Genomic DNA, 12,862 nt, shown 5'->3' on the forward strand with positions numbered 1-12,862 from the left:
CCTTGATTATGAGTTGAACAAATCTGCCCGTTAATACGGGATAAAGAAGGTGTGAATTTTCACACCTTTATTATATTTAGGAGAGGAATTTACATAAATATGAAATTGGCGATTTCTTATAATGGGATGGTAAAAGAATTTTTAGGGAAAGTAGAAGGGAGTATTCAAATACCTAAAGATGCGCAAAAGATAGAGTTTGGAATAAAAAGAAAAACTATACCATTTCCAAAATTGACTCATATTGTAGATTTAATAGGAGCGACTGCGACGTGGTTATATCATATTTCTAAAGAAAAACATATTGTCGTGCTTTATCATGTAAGAGGAAGGTTATTTCCGATTACTATTGAAGTTTCTAATTTTCTCTCCTATGAAAGTTTGAATTTACAGATTGAAGAGCAACTGGAACAAATTAAAGAAATGAATAAGGAAGAAATAGAAGAGTTTCAAAACGGTAATACATTATATGAAATGTCACCTATTATTATTGGTGAAACGTATTATGAGCTACAAGACAAGAATACGTTACAATTTGTATTCAATAAAAATATGCAAAGTGTAGAAATGATATTTAATAGCGTTAATTGGAAAGAGACAACGATTACTCGTTATGCACAACAAATACAAGGTGTTTTAATTTATACATCACAAAATTCTAATAAATGCATAAAACATTTTAGTGTTGTTACAGAGGCCGAGATGGCACTTTATAGTCAAGTGAATGATACGACAGCAGTATATCCTGAGAAAAGTATCGTCGATATGTTCTATAATACTGTTACTCAATTTCCAAATCGTATAGCTTTATCTTCAAGGGAAGGTACTTTAACTTATGAGGAGCTAAATAAAAAAAGTAATCAAATAGCTCATATGTTAATGAAAAACGGCGTCCAATTAGGAGACTATGTTGGAATATTTATGAAACGTAGCATAGACACAGTAGTAAGTATGGTAGCTATATTAAAAGCTGGTGCAGCGTATGTTCCGATTGATCCAGATTATCCGGAAAGTAGAATACAGTACATTATTCAAGATAGCCAAGCGAAAGTTATATTGATGAAAGAGACGCCTATAACATGTGATGGGGTTCAAACAGTTTCAATGTATGATAGTGAAACTTATGAAGATATAGATGTAAAGTTGTCTATTCATTGTGATGATGTAGCTTATATGATTTATACATCTGGTTCAACAGGGAATCCAAAGGGAACGATGTTAGCACATAGAGGCGTTGTTAATCTGTACACTTGGATGCAAAAGCAATATGAATTGACAGAAGAGGATGTATTTGCCCAATTTCCTTCCTTTAGTTTCGATGCTTCTGTATGGGAGTCATTTGCTTCTTTATTCTGCGGAGGAAACTTGTATGTATTATTAGAGGAAGAGCGATTGTCTGTAGAAGCATTTGCAAATGCAATCTATAAAGTGAAAGCAACTTCGATCTTGGCATTAGCGACAATTTTTGTTCGACAAGTAGCAACTTATTTAGCAGAAGAAGATATATATAAGCTAGCTTCCCTGAAAAGAATTGCGATTGGCGGTGAAATGTTGCCTGTAGAGGTTATTAAATTGTGGAGAGAAAGAATAAGTACAAATGTTGAAATTCATAATGTATACGGACCGACAGAATGTACTGTAGTGACGACAACCTATAAAATACCTAATCAGTTAAATGAGGATGTTGCGAGTATTCCCATTGGTAAACCATGTGCTAATTATCAAGTTATGATTTTGGATGAGAATATGAATCTTTGTCCAATTGGTGTACCTGGTGAATTATATATAGATTCAGTAGGATTAGCAAAAGGGTATTTTAATAAGCCTAATAAAACAATTGAAGCTTTTATTCCGAACCCCTTTAATCCTATAGTTAATATATATAAAACAGGTGATATCGTTAAGTTGCTAGAGGATGGAAATATAGAGTTTTTACATCGGAAAGATGATCAAGTAAAAATTAGAGGACATCGTATTGAACTAGGAGAAATCCAAAGTAAAATTTCTCAAAATCATAATATAAAAGAAAATGCTGTTTTTGCTAAGAAGAGCAAGGAAGGTAGCCAATATTTAATCGCATTCTATACAACTTTGAACAAAAAGGAAATACCAGAATTAGTTTATCAGTTACAAGAGCAGTTACCGGATTATATGGTACCATCTAAATTAATTTATATTAATGAACTACTACTTACACCAAATAAAAAGGTTGATGTTAAAAAGTTAGCTCAATTAGAAGAAAAGTACGAGCCGGTTCGTCTACAGGAATATGTCGCGCCTTCTATTAAAGCGGAGAAACAGATAGCGAAAGCTTGGGCAGAGGTATTAGGAATTTCAAAAATTGGAGTGCATGATGATTTCTTTACAATTGGTGGACATTCGTTGAAAGTATTGAGAGTCTTAACATTGTTAAAAGAAGATTTTTCACATTTAACAATTCAAGATTTCTTTAAAGAAAGAACGATATATGGATTAGCTAGAATTGAGAGAGAAGTAAAAGTAGAGACAGAAGAAGTATTTCGTGAATATAAGGTGATTCACGAACCGAATACTATTACTTATTCGAATGTTTTAGAAGACACTAACATCTCAAATGTCTTTTTAACTGGAGCTACTGGTTATTTGGGGTCGCACATATTATATGAATTATTGAGAGATACATCTGCTACCATTTATTGTTTAGTAAGACCGACAAAAGATGTGCAACAAAGAATTATCGATACATTAACAAGCTACTTTAATGATATATGTGAAGAGTGGTTACAGCGTATACAGGCTGTACCTGGTGATTTGGGAGAAGAGTATCTTGGGATGAGCGAAGAGGAATTTATTTTAATTAGTTCTAAGGTCGATACGGTAATTCATTGCGGTGCAGATGTAAGACATTTTGGAGATGTAAAACAATTTAAAAATGTGAACGTCCAAGGCACGAGCCGTATGCTAGCGTTAGCCGAGAATGGTGCTACATTCCACTTTATCTCTACAATTGGTATTCCGATAGAATTAGCGGTAGAGCAATGGGATACATATATGGAAACAGGTGATTTCAATTATAATGTAGAGTTAGAGAATGTGTATTCCGATAGTAAACTACAGGCGGAAAATCTTGTTCGTGAAGCTTTGAAGAGCGGTATACGAGGGAACATTTATCGTGCAGGTAACCTAGCATGTCATTCAGAAACGGGTTCGTTCCAACAAAACATTGAAGGAAATGCATTTTATCGTCTTATTAAAACGATGCTTCTAATTGGAAAGGCACCAAATGTGAAGTGGAAAGTTGATTTTACACCAATTGACTTTGCCAGTAAGTCGATTGTATCGTATTTACAAGATCCAAAAATTGTAGGAGAGACGTTACATATTTGTCATCCACATCAAGTTGAATTTGAACATTTTATAAAGCTAATTGAGGGATGTGGATACAATCTTGAAATGGTTCCACTTTCGGAATATGTAAATATCGGGCTTGAATTAGCAAAAGGAAATGAAGAAATAGCAGAGTTAATTGCTTCTCAAGTTGCAGGAGATGGAGCACAGCAATCTGAAATTGTCATGGGTACTCGTAGAACAAATGAATGGATTAAGAAAAAAGAGCTGATAGTGCCAGCGATTAATAAAGAATTTATTCAGCTGTTATTAGCTCATGGTGAAAAAGTTGGATATTTTCCAAAAGTAATGAAATGATTATGTACGCTTTTGTTTGTTCAATAAAATAAATCATGCTACAATGAGAACGAATTAAGAACCGGGGAGCCAATTGGCTGAGAGGATGTAAGTATACATCGACCCTCAACCTGATCTGGATAATGCCAGCGTAGGGAGTTACTTTAAAGTGATGTAGCATAAGTTATTATAGAATAACTTGTATACAAGGCTTTCCTACATGGTAGGAAAGCCTTTTCTTTTTTTGGAAACATATTTTATAAGGGGGATTTTATTATGTCACAACAAGTTACAATGTCATTTTCAGTAGTACCGCAAGCAAAAACAAAAGATGTATATTCTGTTGTTGATAGAGCAATTGAAGTTATACAACAATCGGGAGTTCGTTATGAAGTAGGAGCAATGGAAACAACGTTGGAAGGAGAATTAGATGTACTTCTTGATGTCGTGAAACGTGCGCAGCAAGCTTGCGTCGATGCTGGAGCTGAAGAAGTGATTACTTCTATTAAAATCCATTATCGTCCAAGCACTGGTGTAACGATAGATGAAAAGGTTTGGAAGTACCGTGATGAATATGCAAAACCAGAAGCAATCTAAACTTATTACAACAATTTGGCTTATCCTTCTCATTGCGATATGGGAAGGATCTGTTTCATTATTTAAAATCGAACCGTGGATTTTACCAAAGCCTTCTGCCATTGTTCAAGAATTAATTGGAATGAAGGATTTACTATTACCAAATACGATGCAAACACTGCAGGAAGTTATAATCGGACTATTTTTTGCGATTTTACTTGGGACGAGTATTGCAATTATTATGGACGTGATACCTTTATTTCGTATTTTAATAAATCCGTTGCTCGTTATTTCGCAAACAATTCCAATCGTTGTACTTGCACCGTTATTTATTATTTGGTTTGGATATGGGATGTTGCCGAAAGTAATGGTCGTCATACTCGTTTGTTTCTTCCCAATTGCGCTTAGTATTTTAGAAGGTTTTCAAACTGTAGATAAAAATATGTTGAAATTGTTGCAAACAATGAAAGCAACGAAATGGCAAGTTTACCAGAAAGTAAAGTTTCCGGCAGTGCTCCCATACTTTTTCTCGGGTTTAAAAATTGCAGTTACATATAGCGTGATGGGGGCAATTATCGGAGAATGGCTCGGTGCAAGTGAAGGGTTAGGGGTTATGCTTACGAGAGCTACAAAATCCTTTTTAACTGCTCGAGTATTTGGTGTTGCAGCAATTATCGTCATGGTGACATTATGCCTGTATTTTATCGTGGAGTTTATGGCAAGAATAACAGCACCATGGATATATAGAAAGGACGGCAGAAAATGAAAAAAGGTTTAAAAATTATGTTAGCTGCTTTATTAGCAGTAAGTGTGGCTGGGTGTAATCCGGCGAAGAAAGAAGAAAGTGCAAGTAAAGATAAAAAAGTAAAAGTTGTTTTAGATTGGTTTCCAAATACGAATCATACTGGCTTATATGTAGCGAAAACGAAAGACTATTACAAAAAACAAGGGCTTGATGTAGAAATTATCCAGCCTGGTGATAATGTCACAGCAGAGCAGATGATTGCTTCTGGGAAAGCAGATTTTGCGATAAGCGCACAGGAAAATGTAACATTAGCTCGTGTTGAAGGAATCCCAGTTGTTTCTGTTGGTGCAATTATTCAGCATAATACCTCTGCTTTTGCATCACTAAAAAAAGATAATATGACGTCACCGAAAGACTTTGAAGGTAAACGTTATGGTGGCTGGGGAGGACCAGCAGAAGAAGCAACGTTAAAAACAATTATGGAGAAACATCAAGCTGATTTTAATAAAGTCGAAAAAATTATCTTAGGACAAACAGACTTCTTCAAATCAATCGGTCGTGATGCGGACTTTGAATGGATTTATTATGGATGGGATGGCATTGAAGCGAAGCGTCAAGGAAAAGAGTTAAATACGATTATGGTGAAAGACTTAGATCCAGCGCTTGATTTCTATAGTCCTGTTATTATTACGAGTGAAAAACATACGAAGCAAGATAAAGACTTCGTGAAAAAGTTTATGACTGCAACGACAGAAGGTTATAATTTTGCAATTAAAGAGCCGAAAGAAGCTGCTGATATTTTAATTAAAGCTGTTCCAGATGTGAATAAGGAATTAGTACAAGAAAGTCAAAAGTGGTTAAGTACGAAGTATCAAGATGATGCAAAAGCGTGGGGAGTACAGAAGGAAGAAGTTTGGACGAATTACATGAATTTCTTATACGACAACAAAGTTATTAAAAAGAAAATTGATGTAAAAGATGCTTTTACAAATGAATTCCTTCCAAGTGAAAAATGAGCGGATTACAAATAAAAGATATTGTGAAATCTTTCGATGGAAAGAATGTATTAGCAAATATTAGTGCCTCTATACAGGAGGGAGAGTTTGTCTCTTTTGTCGGTCCAAGTGGTTGTGGGAAAAGCACATTGTTAAATATGATTGCGAGTGTTGAAGAGCCAACGAGTGGAGAGGTATTTTATAATGAGGAACATGTGAGAAAACAAGATGTTGTAAGCTATATGCCACAACAAGATTTATTATTACCGTGGCGATCGGCTTTACAAAATATTGTTCTTCCATTAGAAATTGAGGGGAAATCTAAAAAACAAAGGTTAACAGAAGGAATGGAAGCATTAAAGCAGTTTGAGTTAGATGAATATGCGGATCATTATCCTGATGCATTATCTGGTGGTATGCGCCAAAGAATTAGCTTTCTTCGTACATACTTATGTGAGAAGCCAATTATGCTACTTGATGAGCCTTTTGGAAAATTAGATGCATTTACAAAAATGGAAGTACACAGTTGGCTTTTAAATTCTTGGCATCAAGAAAAGCAAACAATTGTTATGGTTACACACGACTTAGATGAAGCAATTTTACTTTCTGATCGCGTATTTATTTTATCTCAAAGACCAGCATCAATAGTTGGTGAAGTGCAAGTGAAATTACCTCGTCCTCGAACGATGGATATGTTAACATCATTGGAGTTAAAGAAGGATAAGGAAGAAATTTTAAGTGTATTAGCTCCTTATATGAAAAAATAGAAAAAGTCTTTTAACAGTTTTAATCGTTTCACATGAGCTTCTTTCTATGAAACGTGGATAACGAAAGTATGGAATATCGAAGAATGGAACGTTTAAAAATAATCACAAAGAAAAGGCCGTAGCTTATATAAGCTACGGCCTTTTCTTTGTGATTAACATGATTTTCGAGAACTCTTACATGAGAATTGTATGAAGAAGCACTCTTATGGTGCGCTTATAAGCGTGCTTTTTCTGCGATTATGTTTATATTTATAATAATATTAGACGCCTTTCCCTAATAGGCAACTATCTTTTTGTATATATAGATAGCTTGAAATGGAATGAAAATTATTCCTATATATAAAGAATAAGGTGATTAGTATGGGAAGACAATAGAAATTAAAGGAAATTCATGTAAAATTCAGATGAACTTCACGCAAACTTCATATTGAAAACTAAATATAATTATAATAGGTTATTGTAATTTTGATTTGTGATTTTTCGCAAAATTAAAAGTTTGAATTTAGGAAAGATTATTCAAACCTAAATTCAAACTTTAATGAAACAATTAAAGAATGTTACGTCTAGTTTTCGCTAATAACGGCATTTAAAAGTTCGGCAGGGTTACCTGTTCCTGCACCTCCTATTGTAATGAATCCACCAGGAGGAATTTCACCGTTCCATCCGGCATTTGTAATTACATAATGATTGTTTGTTTTACTACTAATTTTAGAATCCCAAACTTGTGTTAAATTGCCGTTATAATCAAATTCTAACTTCCAGTTTTTAATAGGGCTTGTGCCGTTATTTTTAATTACAATTGAGAAGTTATAGCCACTTCCCCAATTTGAAGTAACTGAAAATGTAGCCTTACCATTACCATCAGGAGGTGTTGTGTTAGCATCATCAGTTTTTACAATAATAGAATTAGGTTGTGATTTATTCCCGGTAGCGTCCTTTGCTAGTATTGAAAAAGTGTATTCCGTATTAGGTTTCAAATTTTTAATTGTAATGCTATTTGATGTTGTACTCCATTTTTCTTCCCCAGCAGTAACTTCATACTCAGTAACTCCTACATTATCAGTAGATGCAGTCCAGCTTAATTGGACTGAGCTTGAGGTTTTATTAGTAACCACAATGTTTTTTACGTTCGTTGGTGATTCAGTATCTTTTTGACTGATAGGTCCACCAAGTAATTCGGTTACTAACGTATCAAGCAATTTTGGACCACTACAGCTATATTTTGGACTTGTGCGACAGTCACCACTAAGTTCCCAAAACATTGCCCCACTTAAACCTTTCGTTTTTATATAATCTGTTTTATATTTCATAGATTCATTGTCATCGTAGCTAATAAATGTGCCTGTAGTAGCATTGTATAAATAAGGTACTTTAGCTGTATCATTCCAATAGCGTACAAAACCATTTTTGTTTACGTAATTCGCTGCTAAATCACCGTAATCATAAACACCCGTATCACCAGTAGAATAATCATCCCAAGTACCTTTAGATGCTAGTTTGCCATCACTACCTGGTTTACATGGTTGATATTGCCCATTATTATCTTTTCCACAACTTTTCCAACCACGTCCGTAAAATGGTACGCCTAATACGAGTTTATCAGCTGGTACACCTTCATTTTTATAAACGTCAATAGCTCCATCTACGTAAAATTTCGTATCAGCTGCTGGATCATTCGGATCTTTATATAATGCGGCATTATGGTTAGAAGTTGCTTCCCAACCGCCGTGGAAATCATATGTCATAATATTAATCCAATCGAGTATTTGAGAGATTTTCTTTAACTCTGTATGATCGGCATAACGTTGACTTGCCCCTGAAGCAATTGTTAATAAATATTGTTTTCCATCTTCAGTACCGGCTTTATTTAAAGCATTTCGGACATCTTGAAGAAGGAGCGTGAAATTTTGTTTATCTTCAGGACGGTAACTACCACCAGGAATCGTTTCAACACCTGGATATTCCCAGTCTAAATCGACGCCGTCAAATCCGTATGCACGTAGGAAATCGACTGTTGATTCTGCGAATACTTTTCTAGTTTTTTCATCAGCTGCCATATCAGAAAATCGATTAGACCAAGTCCAGCCTCCGACGGAAATAATGGTTTTTAAATGAGGGTATTTAGCTTTTAGTCGTTTTAATTCTCCGAAGTTGCCACAACGGGCATATTTATCACAATCTTCCCAAGTTGTACCTGATCCTGGATAAGATTTTGTGACATCAGCCCAGGGCTCACCTAATACGAGAGTACCATTAGGAACTTCTTTATTTTGCAACGGTACACCAGATTCTTTACAGTTCCATGTTTGTTTATTTGGATTATCGGGATGTGTAGAAGGATTTCCATGTTTTCCATTCCAGCAAATATCAGCAAACGCATAGTTTAAATGAGTGAGCTTTGATGCATCGATGTCTGCAACTTGATAATTACGTCCGTAGATGCCCCACGAAGGAAAGTACCCAATAATTTTTGGTTTTGCGTTGGTGAATTTGCTGATGCGAGATTTGGAGTAATAAAATTTGCGAGAAAAAGAGGTAAGAAGAGTAGTAGAGATAGCAATAGTAATGTGAATTTTTTTGACCTCATAGTCATTTCCCCTTTCAAGGTAAAAGATATATTTAAAGGCATTTGCCGATAAATCAAAGTGAATCTAGACGTATGAAACGTCTAGATAAAAATGATCAGACATCACGAAGTCTATACAAGGGAGCTGGGGTGATTAAATCGTAACAAATGTAAGATTTAGTGTAAACGCTTTATTGTATGAAGAAAGACTTTCTCAATACAAAAAGGCTTTAATACAAACTGCATATGAAAATGAAAGACCGGTGAGGAAGAAAATAGCTTATTATAAATAAATTTGAGAAAAAATTGTATGAAGTCAACTTGTAATGGTGTGGTAAGATGGTGAAATTTCATATAAAATAATAGTAAAAATATGTAAGTGAGAGGATAGTGTGGATGTGTTTTTGAACATTGCTGAAGAAAAGGTTCGACAAGCAATCTGGAATGGTGATCTGGATTATATTTCGAGAAAAGGAAAACCACTACAATTAGAAGATCTTTTAATGGTACCTCTAGAGTTAAGGATGAGCTATAAAATTTAAAAAATGCGGGAATGATTCCAGCAGAAATGGAATTACAAAAGATATATTAAAAATAGAAGATTTAATTGCTTGCTGTTATGATGAAGTAGAGAGGAAAAAATTACAAGAAGGGTTAACAGCAAAAACGTTGTGTTTTCAGCAGGTAATGGAAAAGAGAAAGATAGTTCAGCATTTCTTAAATTAAGTTAAGAGGGATAAGATGAATACATTTGAAACGATAGAAGAATTAGCAACATATATTGAAGAACAGCAATTAGTACTTCTATTTATTAAAACAGAAAATTGTGGTGTTTGTGATGTCATGTTAAGGAAAGTAAATTACGTATTAGAGAATTATGATTACGTAGAGAAAATAGAGATATTACTACAAGACATGCAAGAAGTTGCGGGGCGATATGCAGTATTTACAGGGCCGACAATTTTGTTATTTCATAATGGAAAAGAGATCCTTCGTGAATCGCGCTTTATTTCACTTGAAAATTTAGAGAGAACCATTCAATTATTCGAGAATTAGGGAGGTTTTTATATGGAATTTATTATTGTCATACTATTATTTGTTGTCATTGGAATAATTGTAATAGCTGTTCGATCAAACAAAAAGAAAGTAAACCTTACGAAACAAAATAACATACATAATTCGTCTAATAACTCATCACCGCTTTTTTTCTTTGCTGGATCTGATAATAATGACAGCTCACATGATAGCAGTTCACATGACTGTGGAGGGTCTTTTGGAGGAGATAGTGGAGGTAGTTGCGGTGGTGGCGGTGATTGATAAGAATACGCCTTATATAGGCGTATTTCTTTTTTAAACAAACGTTTGATTAGTTGGCTTACATACGCACACTAACAGTTAAATAAACGTTTGTTTAATATTTTTAACATGATAAGGAGAATGGAAATGGGAAGGGAACCGAAAGTGAAAAATAAAGGGAAAGTAGCATTGTTTTTATTAGTTGCTGGAGGTGTATTTCTTGTTAAACTTGGATTTAAATTTGGAACAATACATATGATCCGAACTTGGTTTGAAAGTACGTTTTCGTAAATAAGGAATATAGCCTCTTGCGAAAGAGGTTTTTCATTTGTTATCATTAGACTGAACGGTCGGTTTAAAGAGGTGTGAGTATGAGAAAAAGCGCAGAAGAGATAAAGAAGGAAATTGCATACAAAGCAGAAAATCTGTTTTCACAAAAAGGCTATGCAGCCACATCTATGGAAGATATTTGTGAAATTACAGAGCGAAGTAAAGGGAGTATTTATTACCATTTTAAAAGTAAAGAAGAATTATTTTTATTTGTAGTAAAACAGCATACGTATGATTGGCTTGAAAAATGGAATGAAAAAGAGAAGTTGTATAGTACTAGTATTGAAAAATTATATGGTCTCGCAGAATATTATGTAGAGGATATACAACAACCTATTTCGAGTGCAATAGAGGAATTTTCTATGAGCCAAGTTGTGAGCAAAGAGGTTCTAGATGAATTATTAGCTTTAACTAGAGAATCATATGTTATGTTTGAGAGATTAATCGAAACAGGTATACAGTCTGGAGAGTTTCGTGAAGAAAATGCGCGCGATTTGATGTATATTGTACATGGCTTATTATCAGGGCTTGGAGTGCTTTACTATGAGCTAGATTATAACGAGTTAAAGCGAGTTTATAAAAAGGCAATAGATGTATTGTTAAAAGGGATGGCAGCTGAATAATAAGTCAGCGGCTTTTCTTTTAAAACAAATTAGACCGAATGGTCGGTTTATAAAAGGAGGAGCGGAAATGAAAGCTTTATTTAAAAATCGAGCATTTATGCTCGTTATGGCATCCGATATTTTACAACAATTTGCGATTTGGATAAGAAATATGGCCCTATTGTATTTCATAATGGAGCGGACGAATAATGATCCAGTTTCAGTGTCACTATTATCGGTCATGGAATATGCACCTATTTTTATTTTTTCTTTCATTGGTGGCGCGTTAGCAGATCGCTGGAACCCGAAAAGAACAATGGTTGCTGGGGATGTGTTAAGTGTACTGTCTATTATAGGGATTGTTTTATTGTTAAAGATTGATTACTGGCAGGCAATATTTTTTGCGACACTCGTTTCCGCAATTGTAGGTCAGTTTTCTCAGCCTTCATCTTCACGCATATTTAAGCGCTATGTAAAGGAAGAACAGGTAGCAAATGCGATTGCATTTAACCAAACATTACAGTCATTGTTTATGATTTTCGGACCAGTTGTAGGATCGCTTGTGTATACACAACTTGGTTTATTTACGTCACTATATAGTTTAATCATTTTATTTTTATTATCTGCTATCGCCCTTTCATTTTTACCGAAATGGATTGAACAAGAGCAAGCAGTGAAGGGATCATTAAAAAATGATATAAAAGAAGGATGGAAATACGTTCTTCATACGAAAAATTTACGTATGATTACGATCACTTTCACAATTATGGGCTTAGCTGTTGGATTAACGAATCCATTAGAGGTGTTTCTTGTAATAGAACGTCTTGGAATGGAAAAGGAAGCAGTTCAATATTTAGCAGCAGCGGATGGAATAGGTATGCTAATCGGTGGTATTGTTGCTGCGGTTTTCGCTTCAAAAGTAAATCCGAAAAAGATGTTTGTATTTGGTATGAGTATATTAGCAATCTCATTTTTAGTCGAAGGGTTGTCCACATCATTTTGGATTACTAGTTTGATGCGATTTGGAACAGGTATTTGTTTAGCTTGTGTTAATATCGTTGTCGGTACGCTTATGATTCAACTTGTACCAGAAAATATGATTGGAAGAGTGAATGGAACCATTTTACCAATGTTTATGGGGGCAATGTTAATTGGAACATCACTAGCTGGAGGATTGAAGGAAATGACTTCATTAGTTATTGTATTTTGTATAGCGATGTCACTTATTTTATTAGCGATTGGACCAGCTCTACGCATGCAAATAAATAAAGAAGATGTCGCTAATAAAGAGGAACTAACAAATTCGTTAGCCTCGAAATAACCAT

General features: G+C 34.6%; 10 protein-coding genes, 2 pseudogenes and 1 riboswitch. Of the genes and pseudogenes, 11 read left to right on the plus strand and 1 reads right to left on the minus strand.

Translation table 11 applies throughout. The features are described 5' to 3' along the window. Positions 1–99: 99 nt before the first annotated feature. From BTOYO_RS15610 to BTOYO_RS15630, 5 genes are all read left to right on the plus strand, one after another. Positions 100–3,681 (plus strand): non-ribosomal peptide synthetase family protein, encoded by a 3,582-nt coding sequence (locus tag BTOYO_RS15610; protein ID WP_000761476.1) that lies wholly within the window; start codon positions 100–102, stop codon positions 3,679–3,681. Positions 3,682–3,733: 52 nt separating this feature from the next. Continuing rightward, a riboswitch (TPP riboswitch) is annotated at positions 3,734–3,835 on the plus strand. 101 nt (positions 3,836–3,936) lie between these two features. Further along, the gene (locus tag BTOYO_RS15615) at positions 3,937–4,257 is read left to right on the plus strand and encodes an MTH1187 family thiamine-binding protein (protein ID WP_000082908.1); all 321 of its coding nucleotides are present in this window, start codon (positions 3,937–3,939) and stop codon (positions 4,255–4,257) included. Further along, positions 4,229–5,002, plus strand: a complete 774-nt coding sequence (locus tag BTOYO_RS15620; RefSeq protein WP_001057166.1) for an ABC transporter permease — start codon at positions 4,229–4,231, stop codon at positions 5,000–5,002. Before BTOYO_RS15615 ends, BTOYO_RS15620 begins: the two co-directional genes overlap by 29 nt. Beyond that, entirely contained in the window at positions 4,999–5,997 is a 999-nt protein-coding gene (locus tag BTOYO_RS15625) for an ABC transporter substrate-binding protein (RefSeq protein WP_000715544.1), read from the plus strand. Before BTOYO_RS15620 ends, BTOYO_RS15625 begins: the two co-directional genes overlap by 4 nt. After that, complete coding sequence (locus BTOYO_RS15630; protein ID WP_000016055.1) at positions 5,994–6,743, plus strand: ABC transporter ATP-binding protein; 750 nt, start codon at positions 5,994–5,996, stop codon at positions 6,741–6,743. The genes BTOYO_RS15625 and BTOYO_RS15630 overlap by 4 nt, the downstream gene beginning before the upstream one ends. 563 nt (positions 6,744–7,306) lie before the next feature. On the opposite strand, the pseudogene BTOYO_RS15635 reads toward BTOYO_RS15630, so the two are convergent. After that, positions 7,307–9,330 (minus strand): annotated as a pseudogene (locus tag BTOYO_RS15635) (glycosyl hydrolase family 18 protein). A 371-nt stretch (positions 9,331–9,701) separates the two neighbouring features. Between BTOYO_RS15635 and BTOYO_RS15640 the strand changes: the two are divergent. The 6 genes and pseudogenes from BTOYO_RS15640 (at position 9,702) to BTOYO_RS15665 (ending at position 12,858) form a co-directional block, all read left to right on the plus strand. Then, positions 9,702–10,035, plus strand: a pseudogene (locus BTOYO_RS15640) (DnaJ family domain-containing protein). A gap of 15 nt (positions 10,036–10,050) precedes the next feature. After that, on the plus strand, positions 10,051–10,365 hold the full coding sequence (locus BTOYO_RS15645; RefSeq protein ID WP_001091216.1) for a thioredoxin family protein: 315 nt from the start codon (positions 10,051–10,053) through the stop codon (positions 10,363–10,365). A gap of 12 nt (positions 10,366–10,377) precedes the next feature. After that, positions 10,378–10,626, plus strand: a complete 249-nt coding sequence (locus tag BTOYO_RS15650) for a hypothetical protein (RefSeq protein WP_000394360.1) — start codon at positions 10,378–10,380, stop codon at positions 10,624–10,626. A gap of 126 nt (positions 10,627–10,752) precedes the next feature. Next, positions 10,753–10,896, plus strand: a complete 144-nt coding sequence (locus BTOYO_RS15655; protein ID WP_000532280.1) for a hypothetical protein — start codon at positions 10,753–10,755, stop codon at positions 10,894–10,896. Between the two features lie 80 nt (positions 10,897–10,976). Then, positions 10,977–11,558, plus strand: a complete 582-nt coding sequence (locus BTOYO_RS15660) for a TetR/AcrR family transcriptional regulator (protein WP_001231936.1) — start codon at positions 10,977–10,979, stop codon at positions 11,556–11,558. A gap of 67 nt (positions 11,559–11,625) precedes the next feature. Next, on the plus strand, positions 11,626–12,858 hold the full coding sequence (locus tag BTOYO_RS15665; RefSeq protein ID WP_016513793.1) for an MFS transporter: 1,233 nt from the start codon (positions 11,626–11,628) through the stop codon (positions 12,856–12,858). Positions 12,859–12,862 lie beyond the last annotated feature (4 nt).

It is taken from the genome of Bacillus toyonensis BCT-7112, assembly GCF_000496285.1.
GTDB lineage: Bacteria > Bacillota > Bacilli > Bacillales > Bacillaceae_G > Bacillus_A > Bacillus_A toyonensis.